The organism is Niallia yueguangensis (genome assembly GCF_052663115.1).
In genome coordinates, this window is sequence record NZ_JBQTCX010000034.1 from 1 (window position 1) to 23,046 (window position 23,046).

Consider the following 23,046-nt stretch of genomic DNA (forward strand, 5'->3'; position numbering starts at 1 on the left):
AATTAAACCAGCCAATTGGTTCTACTTCTAAATTGATATTGATTTGTTTTACTTCTTGAAATTCTTCTAATCCAAAAGTTCCTAATCCTCGGCCAAATCCACTTTGTTTGTAACCACCCCATGGGGCTTCATTAAACGTATAGTGGTACGTATTCACCCAAGTAATCCCAGCTTTGAGCTTTTTAACTACTCGGAGTGATTTTGCTCCATCTTTTGTAAACACACTGCCAGCTAATCCATACTCAGAATCATTGGCAAGTTTGATCGCTTCTTGCTCATCCTTAAATTTTTGAATAACGACTACAGGTCCAAAAATCTCTTCTCTAACAATTCGCATTTCTGGTTGTACATCAACAAACACGGTTGGACCTACAAAATAACCTTTATCTAGCCCATTTTCTGTTAGCCTGCTTCCACCAGCTGCAAGAGTAGCCCCTTCTTTTTTCCCTAGATCAATATATGAAAGAACTTTATTCAAGTGCTCCTCGCTTACTAATGGACCCATTTCAGACTTCGACTCGTTGCCTGGACCAACTACAATTTGATTAGCTCGATCGACAAATCTTTCTATAAACTTTTCATAAATGCTTTCTTCTACTAAAATTCTTGATCCTGCTGCACAAATTTGACCTGCTCCTGCATAAATGCCAAATAGTGCATAATCTACAGCTGTTTCAAAATCAGCATCGGCAAAAATAATATTTGGTGATTTTCCGCCAAGTTCCAATGAAATCTTTTTTACTGTGTCTGCAGCAGTTCGCATAATATGCTTGCCTGTTACGGTTCCGCCAGTGAAGGAAATTTTATCTACCTCTTTATTTTCAACAATCTCATTACCAACAACAGCCCCAGCACCTAATACTAAATTGACAACCCCTTTAGGAAGTTCTACTTCTTCAAATATTTCCAGAAGCTTTTGCGATGTTACAGGCGTTATTTCAGAAGGCTTAAAGACGATGGTATTTCCAGCCGCTAAAGCAGGTGCTATTTTCCAAACGCCCATTAGTAAAGGATAATTCCACGGTACAATTAATCCGCATACTCCTATTGGTTCTCTAATAACCATTGCTTGCATCGGAGCAGGAACCTCATATGTCTGCCCGTTAGGCTTTGTTATAAGCCCTGCATAATAGCGAAAACAAGCAGATGCATCATCAACATCAGCCTCCGCTTCCCTGCAAGGCTTGCCATTATCCAACGTTTCAAGACGCGCGAGCTCTTCACGATTTTCGATAATTTTATCTGCAATTTTATATAAAAATTCAGCTCTTTCTCCCGCACTTAAATCTGACCAAATCCCACTATCAAATGCTTCTCGAGCCGCTTTTATGCTTTCTCTTGCGTCTTCAATTGTTCCCTCTTCTGAGTAGCCAATGATATTTCCATTAGCTGGATTGATAATCTCTCTTTTTTGTTTATTGGAAGATTCACGCCATTCTCCGTTGATGTACATTTTTACATGTAAAAACTGTTTTTGTGTTTCTATCATATTCTTTCCTCCTTTGTTAATATTTTATAAATGACTGAATATCAGTCATTTTACTTTAAAAAATTTTAATAAAATGGAAAGTAATATTAGTTGTTAACTAATATTACTCCCTTTTAACAACAAGGATCTTTTTAGAAATCGGAATAGTTCATCTTGGGATTGTTCCAATGTTACATCTTGGTCTCTGCCAATGTAAAATCGTTCTGCTGCATTTTCTACTAAATTGATAATCATTTTTGCTGTCCATTTTACATGAATGTCTCCAATGATTTCCTTCTTTTCAATAGCCTTATTCAAAATATCCTCAAACCATTGATAAAAAGGCTGATAAATGGCTTCCCAAATTTCCATTGAATAGTCAATAGCAAGACCAGAATAACAAAGAACCAGCACATCTTTGTGTTCGTCTGTATTATGATAAATTTCATTGATAAACACAGTAAGCATGCTCCAAAAGGAATCTTTGCCTTGTGCTTTTTCTTTAATTCTATCAAGAGTCAACGTTAAAAGATTTTCTGCGATTGCAGGAATCAAAGCATTTTTCGAACGAAAATACAGATAAAATGTACCTTGTGCTACTCCTGCCTTTTTTACAATATCTGAAATAGAAGTCTTATCAAGTCCTTTTTCAGAAATAACTTCAATGGCAGATTGTAATATTTTATTGTATTTATCATTTGCAGCGCTAATCAAATAAACACCCTCCATAAATGAATGATATTCATTCATGATACAACATTTTAAAGTAAATTTTCAATTATATGTTTTACTTTACCATCTTTATATTTTTTGTCATCTTATTTGTAAGAAATTCTAACATATTTTTCACAAAAATCAAAAAATTTTTTAGGTAAAGCAGATACTTCATCTAATTCCCCGATGTTCAGCTTGCCTAAAAACAATTTTACTCCTTATTCTTTTTCTATTTTTTCCACTGGTGATTTTCCTCTTTTTCTTCTTCTGTTAACAGCATAAAAAATAATGACAACAAATACTAATAAAAGTGGGACTGCAAAAAATCCGTAAAATATATTAAATAGTCCATTAAAAAAGTCTATCACTTTGAATCGCCTCCTATGAACAAATTGTTGGATTTCTCTACTTTATATTGATTGTATTTATACCGTTCCCTTTTTTTCTAACTTTAAACGTACAATGAATAGACAATAAAAATGGTGAGCAACCGATTGGGTCACCCACCATTTTCACCTTAACTGTGGAACATTTGAAACAAGATTTTTCAGATGGTGACAGTGGCACCAACCTTATTACTTCTCAGGCATCGCCTCCAAATAATCAATTGCTTCCCTTAATGTACTAACAGGGACAATTTTTATATCATAGCCTTCTTGTTTTACTTGATCTTTAATGTCCACTTCATTTGTATCGTATTTGTTGATATCTTTTGGATAAAAGAAAATATCAACACCTGCTTCATGGGCTGCAACGATTTTATGTCTGATGCCGCCAATTTGACCGACATTTCCTTTTGCATCCATTGTGCCTGTACCAGCCACTTTATACCCTTTTGTTAAATCTCCATGTGCCATTTGATTATATATTTCTAATGAAAACATTAATCCTGCAGACGGTCCACCGATATTTTCACTGTTAATTTTTACATCTAAAGAAGGATCAATCGACAAATTATCTTCTGGTGCGATGCCGATTCCTACTTGCCCTGTTTTTTTATTTACTATAATCGTTTCAATAGAAGCCGTTTTTAATTTTTTACCATGAGAAAATTGCAGCTCTACTTTTTCTCCTGCCTTTTTCTCTTTAAAATAAGCGATTAATTGATTGGCTTCATTAAATGTTTTACCATCGACTTTATGAATAATATCCCCTACACTGATGATCGATTTTGCTTTTGAAGCAGGAAGTACTCCAGATACAAATATGCCGTTATAATGAAAATCCACTTTCTTCTTGGCTTCATGAAAACTTGCTACAATGGCACTTTGCTTTGAATTGTCCATCATATGAAGCAGCAGCGCATTATACTCTTCATCTGTAAGATTTCCTTTTACTTCCTCTTCCTTTCTCACTTCCGTATGCGGTGCTACTAGTCCGTACAGCCATATATACGGATTACTCGCTTTAATGGAATAGACAGTTGTTAAATTTAAACTGCCCTTTTCCGATTTATGACCATCCTCCACGGTTACTTTTGCTGCAAGAGGTTCAATCGACCCTGGCTGGTTTAAATAATAAGGAGTTGGAATAAACACTAATACTATCATTATGCCGATGATCGCAATATATAATTTTTTAAAATGTCTGTTTCTATTTGTATTCTTCATATTTCCATACCTCTTAACTCTCTTTCTCTTCACTTTAGTACTTTTATATCATAATAATGCATGTTTATTATTAAAATTGCATTAAAGAGGATATTCAAAAAGTTCGGGAAAAATCTGCTAAATAGACTCAAGTGCTTTTTTTAATAATGCTACACCGTTTTTGATTTGCTCGGTTGTCAGTCCCCCATAGCCCATCACTATTTTTTCCTTATGGTCGCCCTTTTTTATACTATATTGTTCTACAGGATAAACACATACTCCTAATGATTTTATTTTGTCACAAATTTCATTGGTAAAATCAACACCGGGTATTTCAACTACTAAATGCATCCCCGCTGCTTTGCCGATTATCTTTGCTTTTTTAAAGGATTGCAAAATACTGCTTTCTAACACTTCTCTTCTTTCTTGATAGATTTTTTTCATTTTGCGGACATGCCGGTCTAAATGCCCTTCCTCAATAAAACGTGCCAATACAAATTGTTCAATTGAAGAGGTGTGACGATCTGTAAACCATTTTAGCTGCTGAAAAGCTTCTACTAAATGTGGCGGCAACACAACATACCCTATTCTTAAGGCTGGCGACAATATTTTACTAAATGTGCCAACATATATGACATGTTCTTGTTCTATTCCTTGCATGGAAGGCACAGGAGCTCCTTCATAAGTAAACTCACTGTCATAATCATCTTCTACAATATAACAATTCATCTGCCTTGCATACTCAATTAGCTTAAGCCTCCTTTGAATAGACAAGATTCCCCCTAAAGGATACTGATGAGAAGGTATAACAAATACAAAACTTGGTTTTTCTTCCGGCAGCAAATCTGGAATAATCCCATTTTCATCTACCGAAACAGGATATATTTTTGCCTTTGCATAGGAAAAAATATTGCGCATCTCATCTGTAACGGGGTCTTCCACCGCAATATATTCTTTTTGAGGATTAGAAATTAGTAGTTCCGTAATAAGTCTTAACCCTTGCGTTGCACCAGAAGTAATAATAATTTGATCGGGCTGGCATTGGACACCTCTTGCTTTTTGCAAATAAGCTGCCAATACATTTCTTAATTCTCTGATGCCACACGAATCACTATAGCCAAAAATATGCTGTGGGGATTCATTGCAAATTTCTTTTGTCAGCTGCCCCCATTTTTTCCGAGGAAAATGATCAATAGCAGGGTTGCCTCCTCGAAAATCAATGACAGTATTCTCTTGTTTTTTTTCTTCCTTTTTTTCTTTTTTATAGGCATAAACCGGTATATTCGATAACGACGTTCCTCTTGCAACAAACGTACCAGACTTCGGTTTCACCTCTAAATATCCTTCTGCAATTAGCCGTTCATATGCTTCTAAAACAACATTTCGAGATACACCAATCGTTGCAGATAATTCTCTTGAAGATACTATTTTTTGTCCTTCCTGCAGCTCTTTATCTAAAATTCCTTTACGGATTTGTTCATATACTTGCTGTGTTAAAGACTTAGAACTAGAGCGGTCCACGGTTGTAAAAATCATCTGTAAACACTCCTAACTTTCATCTGGTACTATAAAAGTATTTAATTTCTGGTTCTATTTTATACCAGTATAACATGTTATGATTTTGAAAAATACACGAAAAAGGGGATTGGACGATGAAAACAATCGGTTTAATTGGTGGACTAAGCTGGGAATCAACGGTCGATTATTATCGCCTTATTAATACATTAGTAAAAGAAGAATTAGGAGGGCTGCATTCTGCTAAATGTCAAATGTACTCTTTTGATTTTGAAGAAATTGTTGCGCTGCAGAAGAGTGGAAACTGGGAAAAAGCTACCGAATTAATGGTACATGCTGCGAAAACATTAGAAAACGGCGGTGCTGATTTAGTGTTAATCTGTACAAATACGATGCATAAAATGGCTCCTGAAGTGCAAGAGGCGCTTTCTGTTCCTTTAATCCATATTGCAGAAGCAACAGCAAAAAGCATCACTAGAAAAGGTCTAAAGAAGGTTGGCTTATTAGGTACAAAATTTACAATGGAGCATGATTTTTATAAAGCCATTTTAGAAGAGCATGGAATCTCTACCGTTATTCCAGAAGAAGCTGATAGACAAATTGTCCATGATGTTATTTTTGATGAATTATGTAAAGGAACGTTTCTTCCAGAATCGAAAGAGAAATATAAAGAGATTATTGATAAGCTGACAGCAATGGGAGCAGAAGGCATCATTTTAGGATGTACAGAAATACCTTTATTAATAACGGAAGAAGATACAGATATGCCATTATTTAATACAACGTATCTGCATGCAAAAGAAGCGGTTAAGCATGCTTTAGAAGCAGTTCTTATTAAATAGATTATCGTTTAGAAGAAGAGAGGATATCTTTTATTTAGTTATCCTCGTATTCACTATATTAACTACCTTATCTTAAGGTTAAGGATCTGTTAAACAGTAACGTTGTTTATAGGAAGGGAATCTGCGAGACTCCTGTGGAAAAGACCCCGCAGTGAGGTACGGAGGTCACTGAAAAAGTGGATGCTATGAAATACAGATAATGGAAATACAAGCACTCAGAGGTTTTCGTTCGGTTTTCCGAGGCTTACCACACGCTTTCCGCGGGGCGAGCGCCGAGCCTCCTCGTCGCTTTGCTCCTGTGGGGTCTCGCCTGTCTCGCTAATCCCGCAGGAGTCGTGCGGACGCCTCTCCAAACCAACATGATGGTCGTTTTCAAACTCTCTATACCATTTCCACTAAATATAAGGGTTTTACCTATAATTTATATAATAAAACACTTCTTCAGTGGCCACGAGGTACAAGCGAGGAGGCTTGCCAGTTCGTCCGCGGAAAGGGAGTGGATTCCCTGCCCCTTTGAAAATCAACAATGGAATTTAACAGAGCCTATCTTTAAAAACTCTACATCTTATCCTAATATTAAAGTAGCTCATGTTGAATTAATAGCACTAACCAGTTTCATTAAACCGTCAAACGAATCGGATTTCCTGATGGGTCTGCTGTATAAACGATATCTTCCTCTAGTTTATATGGTGCTCCCATTTCTTTTAGTCTATTTACTATTTGATAGAAGGTTTCCAAACTCGGGAGCTTTAAATCATAATGCTTGAGCCCTGTATCGTTTTCTTTCGGAGCTGGTACACCACGGCTGTTCCATATATTTAAACCTATATGGTGATGATACTTTCCTGTTGAAAGAAAATACGCTTGTGATCCATATTTTTGAACGATATTAAAACCTAATCCTTCTACATAAAACTGGACTGTTTTATCTAAATCACCTACATGAAGATGGATATGGCCAATAATGGTACCAGCTGGCAAACCAGTCCATTCTTTATGATCACCAGCTGCAATCACCCCGTCTGCATCCATTGGAAGAGTGCCCATTTTCACAAAATCCCCTTTCCATTCCCATGTTTCTGGTGAAAGGTCTCGATAAATTTCAATTCCATTTCCATCTGGATCCGCTAAATAAATTGCTTCACTTACATCATGATCAGAAGCTCCTTGCAATGGGCAGCCGCTTTGTACTAAATGCTTGAGCATCACACCTAAATCTTCTCTGCTCGGTACTAATAAAGCAACATGATATAATCCCGCAGTGCGAACCTTGTTCGTTTCTATATTAAATAGTTGTTCTAAATAAATTAATGGAGTTTTGCCATCTGCCGTTAAAACTGCTTTATTTTCTGATATCTCCCTCACTTGAAAACCAATCATCGTTTGATAAAATAAAATAGATTGCTCTAAATTCTTCACTTTTAATGTCACACTGCTCGTATATATATTTGGATTTGAATGAAATCCCATTATATATTCCCCTTTCACAAGTATATTTTACCAAATTTAACTTACTTTTTGTAAGTTATTATATTTTAATTATCAAAAGCTGTAAAGTTATTAACTTTTAAATAATTATATTTTTACGTAAAATAATAAATATTGTATACTAAAAATGCGTGTTCAAAAAGGTAACAAATTAGAAGCAAGCCAACGAAGAGGTTCGCCGCTTATCATTTGGTGCCTTTTTGAACATCCTCTATAAGGAAGGAGTGATATAAACATGAACCCATCCATCTTATGCCCAAAGTTCGAAAGGGCTATGGGAATTTTGAGCCAGCGTTGGACCGGATTAATTATTTATCAGCTATTAAATGGGGCTCAGCGTTTTTGTTCTATCGAATCATCTATTGGGATCAGTGGAAGACTACTTTCAGAAAGACTAAAAGATCTAGAACAGCAAGGAATTGTCTCTAGAGAAGTATTCCCTGAAACACCAGTAAGAATTGAATATTCATTAACAGAAAAAGGACGTTCACTGGAACCTCTCATGAAAGAAATCGAAAAATGGTCGCAAGAATGGTTAAGAGATTAATCCATTTTTTATAAAAACAAAGAGGCACATTCTTTTTGAAGGCACCTCTTTGTTGTGTTTATGTTTTATAGGGAAATCCCGATATTTTCTCATCCTATTTCTAATTAATCCTCATCTTTAATATCCAAGTCTTCTGGAATAGGTTCATTTAACACTTCTTCTACATATTTCCTATATTTTTCTACTTGTTCAAAATGTGTATTAAATTGTTCCTTATTTACTAAATATTGCTCTCCATCATGAACTGCTTTTATCCGTTTCTCCATAATTAGTTTTTTCACTTGAGTTGCTGAAATCGATAATAATTCCGATGTTTCTTCTATTGTAAGATACATACTTTTACTCCTTTACCAATATAAGGATCTATTTTTAATAAATCGTAATATTCCATTACAAATTCTTCATAAACCCTTCATTCTGCCTTTAAACAATTTTTCTATACTGAATTTGTATCAACTATATAGAAATAGTTCTTATCTCCATTATAAAAAATCTTGTTTTTAGGAGGAATAATAATGGCTGAATTTCTTAATGGCTTATTTTTAGTTGAAGTCGTCATCATGTTTGCTTATATTTTCTACAAATCATTTTTTGCTGCTGTGAAAAAGTAAAGCTCTTTTTCTTCAAAAGTTGCCTGAAGAAAATGGATTTTACAGAATAGCAGTATTTTTTTTGCCGTTTTCGAGCTGTTTTCCCTCTACTTTACTTTCTATCCATGCCTTTAACTCTTCCGGTTTCATCGGTTTTGCATAATAAAAACCTTGTATGTTAATGTCACGGCCACTGACAGACGCTAAAAATTCCACTTGTTCTTTATCTTCTACCCCTTCAATTACAATATTTAAATCCAAGGAATGGCCAAGGGCAACAATTGCTTTCATTATTTCCGAATCTTTTTCAGAATGAGGGACGCCATCAACAAAAGACTTATCAATTTTTAACGTTGATACAGGCAATCTTTTTAAATAAGACAAAGAAGATACTCCTGTTCCAAAATCATCTAATGCAACAGAAAATCCGCAATTTCGAAATTCTTGCACAGATTCAATCGCTCCTTCTATATTAGCTACTGCACTCGTTTCCGTCATCTCCAGCTCTAATCGTTCTGCCTTAATTCCATAATTCATGATACTTGCTTGTAGAAAAGAAAGTAGTCTTGGAGAAGTAACGTATGGTCCTGGTATATTGATAGATACCTGCATGTCCATGCCTTCATTTTTCCAAGTGATAATTTGTTTGCAAACCTCATTAATAATCCAATCTGTTACATCGTTCATTTTCCCACTTTTCTCCAATACAGGAATAAAAACGCCTGGAGATAACAGACCGTGGATAGGATGATGCCATCTTAATAATGCTTCCACACCAGATATCCCCTTGTTATAAACAGCAACTTTGGGCTGGTAGACAACAAAAAAATCATTTTCTGCCATCGCATGATCTACATCCTGTACAAGCTGATTCTCCATCGATTGAATATGAACAGCAGGATCAAAGGCGATTATTGTATGTTCAAATAAAGTAGCGTGATGATGTAAAACAGCTAATGCTTGCGCATAGATTTTTTTACCATTATTTTTTTCCTTTGATGTAGAAAGTGCTGTCACCGTTTTTACCGTTACCAATTGATCATCTATTGATATTGGCTTTGAAAGAATAGTAGATATATTCCTTAATTCTGTAAGTAAATCTTTTGATGCATCATGATTGGCTACAAATGCAAATCGATTTCCTTCAATACGGTATAACTCGATACCAACCGGTTTTAATCTTTCACATAATGAAGATATATACTGAATCACTTTGTCACCAAAAGAATAGTTATACATTGTATTCCATTTTCCCATATCATGAATATGAAGAATCGCTAACTGCTTCGAAAACCCGTTTATTTTTAATGCTTTTTCAAATTGTCTTCTGTTTGGAAGTTTCGTTAAAACATCAAAATAATTAATTCGGTAATCAACATAACGATCTATTAAACTGGATACGATAGATGTTACTAATATTATCACGATGCCCAAAGTAACAATGGTTGTAAAAAAATTCATATTCATATGATGCATATATTGTTCCGTTATATTTATAGTAGATACGACATAATATCGAACAGCATACATGCCTGTATAATGCATACTAGCAACAGCCATCCCCATAATAATCGCTGTAACAACTTTATAGATAACATTTTTCATATATTTATAAAGACTTCCAAATATGTATAAAGATACAAAGGAGACAACAATAGCTATGATAATCGAAAGAATAAAATAGCCAATATGATAGGCATAATTCACCTCCATTACCATTGCCATCATTCCTACATAGTGCATCGTAGAAATGCCAAGCCCCATCACAATTCCGGAAATACTATATGTTCTAATCGACTGCTTCGGAAGACCAGTAATATAGAAAGCAAGAAAGGAAGCGATCATTGCCGGCAATACAGAAATCACCGTTAATAATTTATTAAATTCCATTTTAACTGGAAGCATATAGGCACTCATTCCAATAAAGTGCATAGACCAGATTCCAAACCCCATTGATACAGATGCAAGCGTCAGCCAAACATAACGGGGGACAAAGCTGTTTGACTTCATTCGCTCATGCATCGATAATGCTGTAAATGCTGCTAAACATGCAATGACAATTGATAATAATACAATAGGGATAGAATAATGACCTTGTAAATAAATTACTTTATCAACATCTGGTAATGTAAACATGATATATTCTCCTTTAACGTAACTAAGGACGAACACGTAGTATTTTTTTCAATAAAAATCAATTTATTACATGATACTAAGTATTTTTTTCCTGTAATCATGAATATACCCCTTAACTATAAGAAGTACAACTATTTCATCCTGTTTTTTCCTTCAGATAATGCCTGGTTGCAATATTATATCGTTTCATATATGAGAAATCTTTCATGAGCATCATGTTCAGACTCTGCTAAAAAATAAGTTGCTTTCCTTCTAAAAGAAGAATGATTGTCTAGAAAATACTGATAATCATTCGATGCATAATATAAAATAACATCTACTTTTCGATTGTTTTCTGCAACAGACCGTAAAATATTATTGATTACTTTTATAAAAACTGGGAAAGAAAATGGATTAAAAAAATAAAAATGACTGTCTAAAGGGTGAATGACGTACTCCTCTGCTTTACAATGCTGAAAATAGATTTTATCTTTACCATTTTTTCTTTTTTTACAATAACGATCCCGATTTTTTAATGCTTCCTGATAAAATGCTTCATTAAATTCAATTCCTATAACCGTTGCTTGGAATAAGTAATGAATCAAAAAATTTAATCGACCTTTTCCACAGCCAAAGTCTACAACACGATCTTCTTTTGTTAACTCATACTGGTCAAAAAGTTCTACTAAATAATGATAAGGCGTTGGTTCATAGCGGTGATAATGAAAAGATTGATTAAAACCTTTTTGCTCTTCTTCCGTTTGAATAGAAAGTAACTCCTCATAATTTTTGTTTCCCATCTTTTTCCCCCATTACTAGACTCCATTTACTAACGCACGGTACTCATTTGGTGTAAGGCCTACAATTTTTTTAAAGACCTTTCGAAAGTATTTATCATCTTGATATCCAACCATATTAGCAATTTCAAATATTTTCAGCTTGCTGTTTTTTAATAAAGATTTTGCTTTTTCTATTCGTACATTTGCTAAATAATCACTTATATTCACTTGGAATTCCTGTTTGAATTTTCTGGAAATATATTCTCTGCTTATATAGAAATAATCAGATAATTCCTGAAGTTTTACATCCCGATGAAAGTTTTCCAATAAGTACTTTTCAATTTCACTCATGATATTCATTTTTTTCTTTTCAGAGATTCGCTTAAAAAAAACGATTATTTCCCTCGTTATCCTATCTTTATATGCTTGTATATTAAAAGTGCCATCTTGATTAAAAAACAATGCCATTCTTTGTTCCATATCGCTGTATGTTTTTTGCTGAATTTGATAATATTTATACCATCTTTGACTGATTATTACATACTCATTTTCTAACTGATACAGCTGCTTTAAGGACAAGTATTGTTCACTTGTATAATCCTTTATTATTCTTTCCAGCAATTCGGATAAGAACTTGCGATCACCTGTTTGTACTGCTAATTTGATATCAGAAGAATAGGCCATTAAACTTTTTAAACTAGGTACATCTTTTTCTTTTTTTAGGTATACCCTTATTTTCTTTTTTTCCAATAGATTACTGTCTAATAGCAGCTGTTTTGCTTCATCATACGACTTTTTTAACATACTGCTGTCCATTACCGGTATTCCTACACAAATAGAGCAAGAAACTTCAAGAACTTGATGCAGTGTTACGTAAATTCTTATGAGAGATTGGGTGACTTCTTCCTTATCGGCCCAATAAATAATCACTATTTCTCCCTTATTGGATAAATAGCGAAAAGCTATTCCTTCATTCCTTTTTATAAGTATCTCATTTATTATATTTAAAATAGAAAAATACGTTAAATCACGGTCATTCCGAAAAGCTTGCATTGTTTTTCCATTAACTTGGACTAAAGCAATGGTATAATTCCTAGCTAAATGAAACTCCAATTCACTATCTAATTCTTCTTTTGATACATTGCTGTTCAAAAATTGGGTCAGCTTCCTGTCACGGTATACTGGCTTCATCTGATTGATTAATTGATAATTGCTTACCTTCTTTTTTCTGTCTACCTCTTCTTTTCTCCATTCTTGCACCACATTTTCTAATGCCTGATTGAGTACTTCTGGATCAATTGGCTTTAATAAATAATCTGCACTCCCAAAATGAATTGCTTTACGCATATAATGGTAATCATCATAACCTGTTACTATAATGATCTTACTGCTGGATTGATTTTCCTTTAACCATGCTAATAATTGGGTTCCATCCATTTTTGGCATTTTCATATCTGAAAAAATGATTTCTGGATTATATTTTTTTATATAATGAATAGCTTCTTCTCCGTTGCTTGCTTCATATATTTGCTGTATTCCATTTTGTTCCCAATCAGCAAGCAGCTTTATTGCTTCACGAACATGTTTTTCATCATCAATAATCAAAGCTTTCATAAATACTTCTCCCCACTTTACAAACACTTTGGAATATAGAAAACAACCGTAAATCCTTCATTTTCTTTGCTTGTGATTTCCATTCTTGCTTTATTGTTATAATATATTTTTAAACGGTCATAAATATTTTTTAATCCAATGGATTCTCTCTCTATACCTTTTCTATTTGTTTTCTCTTGTAAAAGCATTTCATAAATTCTCTTTAATGATTGTTCATCTACACCTACTCCATTATCTGTTACCGAACAAACAATCTCATTGCCTACTACCCAAGCTTCTATTTTGACCAAAAAATTCTTGTCTTGATGAATAAATCCATGCTTAAAGCTATTTTCCACAATTGGCTGTAGAATCATTTTCGGTATCTGTATCGATTCTGCCTCTTTTGTTACATTGATATGATATTCAACCTGCTCTTCAAAGCGCTGCTGCTGTAATAATAAATACGCTTTCACGTGTTTGATTTCTAATAAAAAAGGAACAATATCTTCCCGCATATTCATGCTGTATCTCATACTGCCAGCTAACGCCATTAACAATGAATAAATTTGTGTTTCCTTTGCTTTTAACGCTAACGTTCCAATCGACTGCAAGGCATTGTATAAAAAGTGCGGATTAATTTGCGAACGCAGAACACGAAGCTGCGAAGTTTTGTTTTCAATTTCTAATTTATATTCTCTTTCAATTAATGTATTGATTGTTCCAATCATTAATTTAAAATGCTTCCCAAGCATGCCTACCTCATCATTGCCCAACGAATCAAAATCCGCCTGAAACTCTCCTTTTTCTACCTTTTTCATATTAGCAATCAACACTTTAATGGGGGCGGTTATTTTTATAGAAATAATAAATGTTGTTAATAAAACAATGGCAAGAGAAACTAGTCCAATTAAACTATTTGTAATCACCGTTTCACGAGCACTTTGATAAAGAACATGATAAGGAATTCTTTTTGCTATATACCATTTCTTTTCTTGAACAAAAAAATCCTCAAAAACAATGACACCGGAGAACTCTTTATCTTCCCAACCTATACTTCTTTTAGAAGGTTCCACTTTTTTTATTTTTTCAAACCATTGCTTTTTTATGTGCTTGCCTATTTCTTTTTCTTTGGAGGAATAGATGGCAACACCGTCTTCATTCATAATATAAAGGTCTTCCACATTACTCATATATAATCGATCTGCAATGTCTTTAATCTTTGATAAGCTAATATCAATGGATAAAAAGCCTAAGAACTTTTCCGAAGGTATTTCCTTGATAATATTGTGAAAACTTAAAACCATCTTTTTCTCTGATTCTGAAATGACGGATAAATTATTATAACTATAAATTACATGCGGCGGCTCTATAATAGAATAATCATTTTTTTCCTGCTGAAATTGGGCATAATATGGATGGGAAAAAATATCCTTATATTCGCCTCTTCCACTTATTTGCGAGTGATAATTAGTATAAGCGTTTTTTCCTTTATCTATATACAGATGCATCTGCTCTATCTCCGGTCTTGAATTATATAAATAAGCTAAGGCTCTTGTCACCTCACTTTGATTCGCTGTTAAGTTATCTGAAATTCCGTTTTTTAATACCATCATAAATGGTGAATAACGGTATAGTATGGTTGATATTTGTGCCACATCTTCTAAATAGGTATGAAGCTCTTCTTCTCCTTTTTCTATTTGATCATGGCTGGAAGAAACAAAACGTTTATTAATGGAATTAGTTGTTTCATAATAAGTGATAATGATGCCTGCTCCAAATGGCAAAACTGCTGCCAACATTAAAAACACAATAAGCTTCTTTCGTATCCCCCATTTCATCACATTTACTTCCTCTCTCTAAAATTTATTCTTTCCTTTCCCTTCATTATATACTTATACCTAGTGGAAATTCTGTTCATCATCCGTTCAATATTTTCCACCCTACCTGTCAATGTAAACGGTTTCATATTATTGAACAATCTATTACATTATACATATAGGAGGTGGAGTAATGAATAATCAAAATAACCTTGAAAAAGTAAACCGTTCAGCTATTACAACTGATCGCCAACGTAAAACGAATAAGTCCCTATCTTTTTCCCAAAAAAAGAAGTGGAGATACGCTGGTTTATTTACCTTATTTGTTGGTCCCGTATTTTTAGCTTTTACAGTAGTGGTACTTATTCCATTTTTTTCTGGCATTTATTATTCGTTTACAGACTGGAACGGCATAACCGGACAAATTAAATGGGTTGGTTTAGATAATTTTATCTATGTATTTACAGAAGATAAACAATTTCAACAATCTTTTCTATTGACAACAAAGTATACGGTTATCGCGATTCTGTTAACAAACTTAATAGGTTTCGGTTTAGCGTTATTAGTAACTCAAATGTTAAAAACAAGAAACATTCTTCGCACCATATTTTTTATGCCTAACTTGCTAGGCGGTCTATTATTAGGGTTTATCTGGCAATTTATTTTTGTTAAAGGCTTTGCATCTATTGGTGAATTAACAGGCATTCCTCTTTTTAATCTGGCATGGTTAGGCGATGCTAAAACAGCTTTTTGGGGAATTGTCATAGTAAGCGTTTGGCAAGGCGCCGGCTATATTATGATTATCTATATCGCTGCATTGCAAAATGTACCACAAGAATTGATTGAAGCTGCAAAAATTGATGGCGCAAACAGATGGCAAATACTTCGTCATATTACGATGCCGCTTGTTGCACCAGCTGTAACCATCTGCTTATTTTTAACAACTGCTTCTTCCTTTAAAATATTTGATGCAAACCTTTCGCTTACAAATGGAGGGCCATTTAAAGCAACAGAAATGTTAGCGCTTAACATCTATACTGAAGCATTTGTCAATAACCGTTACGGCATCGGCGAAGCAAAAGCATTGATCTTCTTTATTGTAGTTGCTGCCATTACAGTTATTCAAGTAGCCATTTCTAAGAAGAAGGAGGTTGAATCCTAATGGGGCATAAGTATAATGGCAAAACATTCATACTTGAAATATTCGCTATCTTGCTTGGACTTGCTTTTTTAGTACCATTTTATTATGTCATATCCAACTCTTTAAAGCCATTTGCAGAAATATTAACAAATACTTCTGCTTTACCGAGTGTTTTAAAGTTTGAAAACTATGTAAGTGCATTTGAGAAACTAGACTTTTTAAAAGTATTTTCTAATTCATTGATTATAACGATCGCAAGCAATCTTGTTCTCGTCGTCTTTTGTTCGATGGCAGCCTATATGCTTGTTCGAACAAAGAAGAAAATCAGCAATGTCATTTTTATGATTTTTGTTGCAGCGATGATTATTCCGTTTCAATCTATTATGATTCCGCTTATTAAAACAGCAGGAAGCTTGAATTTATTAAACAGCATTTGGGGTCTTGTCTTTATGTATTTAGGATTTGGTTCTGGGATGACGATCTTTTTATATCATGGCTTTATAAAAGGCATTCCTGTAGAACTGGAAGAAGCCGCTATTATAGATGGCTGTTCACGGTTTGGTGTGTTTTGGAGAATCGTTTTTCCTTTATTAAAGCCAATTACTGTGACAATCGTCATCTTAAACAGTTTATGGATATGGAATGATTTTCTATTGCCATCATTAGTTCTGCAAAACCCAGAACTAAGAACCATCCCACTGGCAACATTCTTTTTCTTTGGCCAATATACAAAGCAATGGGATTTAGCACTTGCTGCATTAATGATTGGTATTATTCCATTATTGATATTCTTTTTTACAATGCAAAGACATATTATTAAAGGGATTACAAATGGCTCTATTAAATAATAATAGCGGGAGCAAACTCAGGACTTTTTGAAAATTTCAGTAGAGACTTGAGTTCCATATAATTTTTTCCTAAAACCAGGAGGGGAAACAAATGGGTTTCTTAAAATTTAAAAAATATTCTTTACTAACAGGTGTTTTAACTGCTTCACTTATTTTTGCAAGCGCTTGCTCAAATGAATCAACTAACAACAACCAAAATGGCGGCAATAAAGATGGAAAAGTGGTAGTGGATATTTTTAACGGAAAAGTGGAAATAGCTGATCAATTAAAGTCATTAACAGACGCTTATACAAAAGAGCATCCAGATGTTACCTTTAATATTGAAACAGTAGGTGGAGGTGCAGATGGTGCAGCCGCTTTAAAAGCAAAATTCGCATCAAATAAAGCACCTGATATTTTCGGAAACGGAGGCTATCAAGAAGCACTAACATGGCTTGATAAACTGGAGGATTTGTCTGATCAGCCATGGGTAAAAGATGCATATGAAAGTGCTTTAATACCTATGACAGTGGATGGCAAACTATACGGGCAGCCAGTTAATTTAGAAGGCTATGGATTTGCCTACAATAAAGCGCTATTTAAAAAAGCAGGCATAAAAGAACTGCCAACGACTTTCTCTGAATTAGAAGCGGCTGCAAAAAAATTAAAAGCAGCAGGCATCACGCCATTCTCTAATGGCTACGCTGAATGGTGGGTATTAGCAAACCATGGTCTAAATGTTCCATTTGCCTATCAGGATGATACAGATGCCTTTATTAAAGGAATAAATGAAGGAAAATCTAAAATTGCAGGAAACGAGTATTTTGATAATTACTTTAACTTATTAGATTTAACATTAAAGTACGGCAATAAAAATCCGTTGACAACAGACTACAATACACAAGTTACTTTATTTGCAAATGGTGAAGCAGCTATGCTCCAACAAGGCAACTGGATTCAGCCGATGATAGATAAAATCTCTCCTAACATGGAAGTTGGTTTTATTCCAATGCCTCTAAATGATGATAAAGCAAAAACGGATAAATTAATGGTAGATGTACCAACCAACTGGGCTGTTCACAATGGAGCACCTGCTGCAGATAAAAAAGCAGCATTGGATTTCTTAAATTGGATGGTGACTTCTGATACTGGTAAAACAGCGTTAGTAAAAGAATTCAAATATGTTCCAGCCTACAAAACAATTGAAGCAACTGCAGAAGATATCGGCCCTTTAGGCGCTGCCATTCAAGAATACTCTAAAAATGGAAAAACATATTCTTGGCAGTTTATGAAATATCCTGATGGAGCTGGACAGGAATTTGGCGCAAGTATCCAAGCATATGTCGGCGGCCAAAAATCAAAAGAAGAAGTAATGAAATCACTTGATGAAACATGGGCTAAACTGAAAAAATAAACGTTTTACAAACAGAAAAATGCCCCAAATATTTTCATTTGGGGCATTATTTCAAAAAAAACAACTGCTTCAAAAAAGATAAATAAGATTTTAAAATATATGTGTTTAATTTGTCATCGTTCAGTCATAATTAATCGGTATGATAGTAGTTAGTAAGTAACTAACTTTTTCAAGTTCCCGCTTTGATTTTCCTCTTCACTCCTAATCAAAACTACCTAAGTGGGTAGATTTTTTAGAATGTCACGCCTGAGTAATCATCTTATCTCCAAATCAAGACCGTATTGCAGCGTGTAGGTCTTGTTGGCAGAACAACATTTTTTCCAAGTGCAAATGAGCACTGTCTTGCTCTCGAATGGGAGAGCATGTCGTCACAAGTGTAGTTAGTACAAACATACCATTGGCACTCCTAACTAGCCTAAGCAAGGCAATGAAAGGTTGTTTTCTAACCATAAAATCTTCTTTCCAAATTTCGCTTCTCCTTTATAGGTGAAGTTTTTTAGTTTGTGCTTATATGCAGTAACATCTAATGAATAGCCAACCTTTTTACCGATGTTTACTGCGGAATTATTATCTCTCAACATTTCAGTTCCACAACTTACACAAACAAAACTTCGGATATTCGGTTCCTTTTTCTCCAAATGCCCACAAACACAACATTCTTTTGTTGTATTATGTTCGTTAGCCATCAAGTAGTATTTTTCTAGCTTACTGGAGACCCATTCCAAGACCTTACGAAATTCTCCCATTTTTTCTTGATTCAGCATACTTCTTTTCATATGATCAAAAGGAGCTGTTCCGTTTGTTGGAGTATAGTCACCGATAATCACTAAGTCATATTTTCGATATAAAGCATGCGCAATAGAGTATAATGCCGTCTTTATTTGTTCTCGACGTTTATGATAAGCAATGTTTAACGCGTGATTTAATCGATTCCAACGAGGACTATGTACTGTGAAAGGATTACCATGTTTTGTTTTTCTTTTTCGATATCTCTTTTCACACGCATCTCGAAGTGATTTTAATTGATCAATGGTCTGATCCCAGTATTTCATCATCTTCAACTTTTGAAACTCAATGGAATTCCCTTCAAAGTCTACACCCACAAAGAAATTTTTATGATTCGGGTCGAGTGCTATCCATGTAACATTCTTCGGTATCACTACTGTTTCTTCCTTAAACTTAGGTTTTTGTGGTTTTTCTCTATTTTCTTTTTTAGCTAGGTTATATTTCTTGCGATAAGCAGACATAACCTGTTTAAATTCCATTTCTTTTTTTGTGCATCGTTCTACAGTAAAAATAGCATAAAAATTCTTTCCTTGTTGTTTACATAGACTAAAAGTCTTCAGCATTTCATCTTCTCGTAATGCCATTTTTTCTTTCAGATTTCCTATAATAGACGGATTTCGTTTTCCTTTTTCTGTTTCCATACCAGGAATACCACCTAAAGAAATGGAAATTTTTGTACCGTTTTTTTGGATTTCCCACCCTTTATTTGGTTCATCAAACACTAAACTAAACCATTTCTTTTTCCAACTTCTGAATTTTGGATATTGTGTATCTCCCTTAAAGAAACTTTGATACGCCTTTTTTAAACGTGTTGAAGGTTCTTTTAATACAGAGGAAAATACAGTGTTTAAAAAAGGGCATTTTTCTTTTAAAGACACACCATAATTACGTAAATTTCGACCTTCTAACAGCTTTAGGGAATTATGATTCTCTTTGTAATCCTTTTGACATGCATCCAGCAACTGATTGTACAACCAATTACAAATTTTACTTTGTCCATCCAGAACCAACTCTTCTTCTTTTGTGAAGATTACTTGAATCTTTTTATTGTAAATCAGGCTCATTTTCTCACCTCCTAATGTCCGATTATTTCATTCAATCACTTTCAGCAAGTGCATCTTCCACTGCTTTTTTTAACTTTTTTTGCTTATGACTCCTACTACCGTACAAACGGCTGCTGAAAACTGTAATAATGGATAACATATCTTCAACTAGTTCTTGTTCATACGATTTATCTTCTGTATGATTAATCACTTCGATTTCAACTTCATGAAAATCACATATTTGTTCTATGATTTCATAACCGAATCGAATGAGTCTATCTTTATAATTTACTACTATTCTATCAACCTCATTTCTTTGAATTAAAGCGATAAGTTCTTTTAAACCTTTTTTGTTATAATTCAACTCATTCCCTAAGTCGTCAATGATTCGGAAAGTGTAACCTTTAGCGATACAAAAAGTGGAAACTGTTTCAATTTGTCTCTTTAAATCTTCTTTTTGGTCAGAAGAAGAAACTCGGCAGTAACCTATGGTTATTTTGCCTGCTTTGGGTTTAATTTTCTTTATTTTATTTAATTCTTCAATTGTGTATCTACGATGACCACCCGTTGTTTTAATGGAGTTAATTTTACCTTCTTTTTCCCATCTTCTCAAAGTTGATATAGAGACACCTAACATTTCTGATGCTTTATTAATGCTATACAAAAAAAAACCTCCTCATTGGTTTATATTACCATTATGATTAGGTTTTTCAAATAGATATAGATATATTTAAGTGGATTTTATTAAACAAAATATAGTATCTCTTTTTGTCCAGCGTGCAGATGGATTTTTTTAGTGCTGGACCCCCGGTGCTTTAAAATCGTTACCGTAGCGGGGGTCAGGGCACTCGTATTTGGCACTCACATTAATAAAAGATAAATAAAGTTTTAAAAGATTTGTGTTTAATTTGTCATCGTTTAGTCATAATTAACGGGTATAATAGAAGCATCAAGTTCCCCCTTGAAAATATAGCACTTCTTGTCCAGCTTGAAGCTGGATTTTTTTTTTCGATTTATAACAATGCTACTAATTTATCATGCTTCAAAAAGTGTCAAAGCTGATTAGATTACTGATCAGCTTTTTGGCTATTTTTTTACTTGCCGCATTTCTCTTGTTGCGATGACCGCATACTCTCCTTATTATCCTTAAAAGAGAAGGAGAAACCCTTTTTAACTAAAGTAAAAAAATTGGTGTATTTTGTCATTTTTTCTAGTTTTCTACGATAGACAATTGATTTAGTTTATGTGAAGATTAGTGATGGATTTATAAAACTGATTTAGCATTTATATAGTAGAGACAGTATACAACATAGTATACATCATACTTACATACTATTTTCAAACGTATGGTTGTAGTACTGTATATTTATTGGAGGAAATGATGACCGTATTAGTAACTGGTGGCGCTGGCTTTATAGGCAGCCATACATGTATCGAGCTCTTAAATGCTGATTATGAGATTGTCGTCCTGGACAATTTTTCGAATAGCAGTCCTGAAGTATTAGAAAGAGTGAAATTACTTACAAACAAGTCTTTTAAAGTATATAAAGCTGATCTACTTGATCAAGAGAAAGTGAATCAAGTCTTTCATGAAAATAATATAGAAGCAGTTATCCATTTTGCTGGGCTTAAGGCTGTTGGTGAATCTGTTCAAATTCCTCTTCATTATTACCAAAACAACCTTTCAGGCACCCTCATTCTTTGCGAAGTGATGAAAAGACATGGAGTCAAAAAGATCGTTTTTAGTTCATCTGCAACCGTTTATGGAGATCCAACAGAAGTACCTATTGTTGAGACGTCGAAGCTCAGTGTGACGAATCCATATGGAAGAACGAAGCTGATGGTAGAGGAGATTTTACGTGATATGTATGCTTCTGATCATGAATGGAGCATCGCACTTCTTCGGTATTTTAATCCAATCGGAGCTCATACGAGTGGGTTCATTGGTGAGGATCCGAAAGGGATTCCCAATAATCTCATGCCCTATATCACTCAAGTCGCAGCTGGGAAACAAGAATATCTGAATATCTTCGGGAATGATTATCCAACCGCTGATGGAACTGGAGTTAGGGACTTTATTCATGTAGTTGATTTAGCAGTTGGCCACATTAGAGCGCTTGAAAAAATTCTTTCCACCTCTGGTGTCGACGCTTATAATTTGGGAACAGGCGCTGGATATAGTGTGTTAGAAATCGTAAAAGCCTTTGAACATGCTACAGGTGTGAGCATTCCATACAAATTTACCGCTAGGCGGGCTGGTGACATCGCAGCGTCCTTTGCAAGTCCAATAAAAGCAAAAAAAGAATTGGAATGGGAAGCAACAAAGGATATTTATGATATGTGTTTAGATGCTTGGAGATGGCAATCTAATTATCCAAATGGATACAATTAGAAAAGCGCAAGCGCTCTTAGACAGCCCCGGAGAAAAATGTTCACATGACTCAAAAAGTGCTTTTACTTTTAGAGGCATGGGGTTATTTTTCACAGGGGCTGGCTGCTTCCGCTAGATCAAGAAAAACGGAGGCGCCACAGGGGTACAGCGCCGAGGAGGCTACCCGACCGCCCGCGTAAAGCGAGCGATAAGCTTCGGAAAAACCCTTTTAACAGAACTTATTTTCAGGGTAGACACCCATGCAACAAAATTTGCACCATGGCCCATGAAAAGAGGCAGCTTCCACTATTTATAGCACAGAGCAGGTGGAATACACTGGAATACACGAAGACTCCTGCGGGAAAGCGAGAAAGACGAGACCCTGCAGGAGCAAAGCGACGAAG

Annotated in this window: 19 protein-coding genes; 6 read left to right on the top strand and 13 right to left on the bottom strand. The window is 34.6% G+C overall.

Annotated features, from left to right (window positions below; genetic code table 11):
- From ACTYA4_RS20785 to pdxR, 5 genes are all read right to left on the bottom strand, one after another.
- A partial coding sequence (locus tag ACTYA4_RS20785; RefSeq protein WP_443483405.1) for an aldehyde dehydrogenase family protein occupies window positions 1-1,489 on the bottom strand: 1,489 nt, incomplete at its 3' end.
- Window positions 1,490-1,582: 93 nt separating this feature from the next.
- Window positions 1,583-2,182, bottom strand: a complete 600-nt coding sequence (locus ACTYA4_RS20790) for a TetR/AcrR family transcriptional regulator (RefSeq protein ID WP_443483406.1) — start codon at window positions 2,180-2,182, stop codon at window positions 1,583-1,585.
- A 218-nt stretch (window positions 2,183-2,400) separates the two neighbouring features.
- Window positions 2,401-2,550, bottom strand: a complete 150-nt coding sequence (locus tag ACTYA4_RS20795) for a hypothetical protein (RefSeq protein ID WP_443483407.1) — start codon at window positions 2,548-2,550, stop codon at window positions 2,401-2,403.
- 207 nt (window positions 2,551-2,757) lie between these two features.
- Complete coding sequence (locus ACTYA4_RS20800) at window positions 2,758-3,792, bottom strand: SepM family pheromone-processing serine protease (protein WP_443483408.1); 1,035 nt, start codon at window positions 3,790-3,792, stop codon at window positions 2,758-2,760.
- A gap of 117 nt (window positions 3,793-3,909) precedes the next feature.
- Window positions 3,910-5,307 (bottom strand): MocR-like pyridoxine biosynthesis transcription factor PdxR, encoded by a 1,398-nt coding sequence (pdxR, locus tag ACTYA4_RS20805; protein WP_443483409.1) that lies wholly within the window; start codon window positions 5,305-5,307, stop codon window positions 3,910-3,912.
- Window positions 5,308-5,423: 116 nt separating this feature from the next.
- On the opposite strand from pdxR, the gene ACTYA4_RS20810 reads away from it, so the two are divergent.
- Window positions 5,424-6,128, top strand: a complete 705-nt coding sequence (locus ACTYA4_RS20810) for an aspartate/glutamate racemase family protein (RefSeq protein ID WP_443483410.1) — start codon at window positions 5,424-5,426, stop codon at window positions 6,126-6,128.
- A 618-nt stretch (window positions 6,129-6,746) separates the two neighbouring features.
- Here the strand turns inward: ACTYA4_RS20810 and ACTYA4_RS20815 are convergent.
- Window positions 6,747-7,598: a VOC family protein gene (locus ACTYA4_RS20815; protein WP_443483411.1), complete on the bottom strand. Its 852-nt coding sequence runs from the start codon at window positions 7,596-7,598 to the stop codon at window positions 6,747-6,749.
- 253 nt (window positions 7,599-7,851) lie between these two features.
- Here ACTYA4_RS20815 and ACTYA4_RS20820 point away from each other — a divergent pair, with 253 nt between their 5' ends.
- Window positions 7,852-8,163: a winged helix-turn-helix transcriptional regulator gene (locus tag ACTYA4_RS20820; RefSeq protein ID WP_443483412.1), complete on the top strand. Its 312-nt coding sequence runs from the start codon at window positions 7,852-7,854 to the stop codon at window positions 8,161-8,163.
- Window positions 8,164-8,267: 104 nt separating this feature from the next.
- Here ACTYA4_RS20820 and ACTYA4_RS20825 read toward each other — a convergent pair whose 3' ends face one another.
- The 5 genes from ACTYA4_RS20825 to ACTYA4_RS20845 form a co-directional block, all read right to left on the bottom strand.
- A complete protein-coding gene (locus tag ACTYA4_RS20825) occupies window positions 8,268-8,498 on the bottom strand; it encodes an excisionase family DNA-binding protein (RefSeq protein WP_443483413.1) in 231 nt (76 codons plus the stop codon).
- Between the two features lie 315 nt (window positions 8,499-8,813).
- Window positions 8,814-10,889, bottom strand: coding sequence for a bifunctional diguanylate cyclase/phosphodiesterase (locus ACTYA4_RS20830; protein WP_443483414.1), 2,076 nt, complete (start codon window positions 10,887-10,889; stop codon window positions 8,814-8,816).
- 176 nt (window positions 10,890-11,065) lie between these two features.
- On the bottom strand, window positions 11,066-11,668 hold the full coding sequence (locus tag ACTYA4_RS20835; protein ID WP_443483415.1) for a methyltransferase domain-containing protein: 603 nt from the start codon (window positions 11,666-11,668) through the stop codon (window positions 11,066-11,068).
- A gap of 15 nt (window positions 11,669-11,683) precedes the next feature.
- A complete protein-coding gene (locus ACTYA4_RS20840) occupies window positions 11,684-13,261 on the bottom strand; it encodes a response regulator transcription factor (protein WP_443483416.1) in 1,578 nt (525 codons plus the stop codon).
- A 17-nt stretch (window positions 13,262-13,278) separates the two neighbouring features.
- The gene (locus ACTYA4_RS20845; protein ID WP_443483417.1) at window positions 13,279-15,081 is read right to left on the bottom strand and encodes a sensor histidine kinase; all 1,803 of its coding nucleotides are present in this window, start codon (window positions 15,079-15,081) and stop codon (window positions 13,279-13,281) included.
- A 172-nt stretch (window positions 15,082-15,253) separates the two neighbouring features.
- On the opposite strand from ACTYA4_RS20845, the gene ACTYA4_RS20850 reads away from it, so the two are divergent.
- The 3 genes from ACTYA4_RS20850 (at window position 15,254) to ACTYA4_RS20860 (ending at window position 18,442) form a co-directional block, all read left to right on the top strand.
- The gene (locus ACTYA4_RS20850; RefSeq protein WP_443483418.1) at window positions 15,254-16,222 is read left to right on the top strand and encodes a carbohydrate ABC transporter permease; all 969 of its coding nucleotides are present in this window, start codon (window positions 15,254-15,256) and stop codon (window positions 16,220-16,222) included.
- On the top strand, window positions 16,222-17,049 hold the full coding sequence (locus ACTYA4_RS20855; RefSeq protein WP_443483419.1) for a carbohydrate ABC transporter permease: 828 nt from the start codon (window positions 16,222-16,224) through the stop codon (window positions 17,047-17,049). Before ACTYA4_RS20850 ends, ACTYA4_RS20855 begins: the two co-directional genes overlap by 1 nt.
- Window positions 17,050-17,140: 91 nt before the next feature.
- Window positions 17,141-18,442: an ABC transporter substrate-binding protein gene (locus ACTYA4_RS20860; RefSeq protein ID WP_443483420.1), complete on the top strand. Its 1,302-nt coding sequence runs from the start codon at window positions 17,141-17,143 to the stop codon at window positions 18,440-18,442.
- A gap of 410 nt (window positions 18,443-18,852) precedes the next feature.
- On the opposite strand, the gene ACTYA4_RS20865 is transcribed toward ACTYA4_RS20860, so the two are convergent.
- Together ACTYA4_RS20865 and ACTYA4_RS20870 are read right to left on the bottom strand one after the other, a co-directional pair.
- Entirely contained in the window at window positions 18,853-20,292 is a 1,440-nt protein-coding gene (locus tag ACTYA4_RS20865; protein ID WP_443483421.1) for an RNA-guided endonuclease InsQ/TnpB family protein, read from the bottom strand.
- A gap of 31 nt (window positions 20,293-20,323) precedes the next feature.
- On the bottom strand, window positions 20,324-20,935 hold the full coding sequence (locus ACTYA4_RS20870) for an IS607 family transposase (protein WP_443483422.1): 612 nt from the start codon (window positions 20,933-20,935) through the stop codon (window positions 20,324-20,326).
- Between the two features lie 717 nt (window positions 20,936-21,652).
- Here ACTYA4_RS20870 and galE point away from each other — a divergent pair.
- On the top strand, window positions 21,653-22,663 hold the full coding sequence (galE, locus tag ACTYA4_RS20875; protein ID WP_443483423.1) for a UDP-glucose 4-epimerase GalE: 1,011 nt from the start codon (window positions 21,653-21,655) through the stop codon (window positions 22,661-22,663).
- The last annotated feature ends 383 nt before the right edge of the window (window positions 22,664-23,046 follow it).

Bases quoted from the DNA above. Each gene is read 5' to 3' on its own strand.
- ACTYA4_RS20835 (WP_443483415.1), bottom strand. From the start codon at position 11,668: ATGGGAAACAAAAATTATGAGGAGTTACTTTCTATTCAAACGGAAGAA.
- ACTYA4_RS20820 (WP_443483412.1), top strand. From the start codon at position 7,852: ATGAACCCATCCATCTTATGCCCAAAGTTCGAAAGGGCTATGGGAATT.
- ACTYA4_RS20800 (WP_443483408.1), bottom strand. From the start codon at position 3,792: ATGAAGAATACAAATAGAAACAGACATTTTAAAAAATTATATATTGCG.
- pdxR (WP_443483409.1), bottom strand. From the start codon at position 5,307: ATGATTTTTACAACCGTGGACCGCTCTAGTTCTAAGTCTTTAACACAG.
- ACTYA4_RS20815 (WP_443483411.1), bottom strand. From the start codon at position 7,598: ATGGGATTTCATTCAAATCCAAATATATATACGAGCAGTGTGACATTA.
- ACTYA4_RS20860 (WP_443483420.1), top strand. From the start codon at position 17,141: ATGGGTTTCTTAAAATTTAAAAAATATTCTTTACTAACAGGTGTTTTA.
- ACTYA4_RS20865 (WP_443483421.1), bottom strand. From the start codon at position 20,292: ATGAGCCTGATTTACAATAAAAAGATTCAAGTAATCTTCACAAAAGAA.
- ACTYA4_RS20855 (WP_443483419.1), top strand. From the start codon at position 16,222: ATGGGGCATAAGTATAATGGCAAAACATTCATACTTGAAATATTCGCT.
- ACTYA4_RS20830 (WP_443483414.1), bottom strand. From the start codon at position 10,889: ATGTTTACATTACCAGATGTTGATAAAGTAATTTATTTACAAGGTCAT.
- ACTYA4_RS20845 (WP_443483417.1), bottom strand. From the start codon at position 15,081: ATGAAATGGGGGATACGAAAGAAGCTTATTGTGTTTTTAATGTTGGCA.
- ACTYA4_RS20850 (WP_443483418.1), top strand. From the start codon at position 15,254: ATGAATAATCAAAATAACCTTGAAAAAGTAAACCGTTCAGCTATTACA.
- galE (WP_443483423.1), top strand. From the start codon at position 21,653: ATGACCGTATTAGTAACTGGTGGCGCTGGCTTTATAGGCAGCCATACA.
- ACTYA4_RS20810 (WP_443483410.1), top strand. From the start codon at position 5,424: ATGAAAACAATCGGTTTAATTGGTGGACTAAGCTGGGAATCAACGGTC.
- ACTYA4_RS20840 (WP_443483416.1), bottom strand. From the start codon at position 13,261: ATGAAAGCTTTGATTATTGATGATGAAAAACATGTTCGTGAAGCAATA.
- ACTYA4_RS20825 (WP_443483413.1), bottom strand. From the start codon at position 8,498: ATGTATCTTACAATAGAAGAAACATCGGAATTATTATCGATTTCAGCA.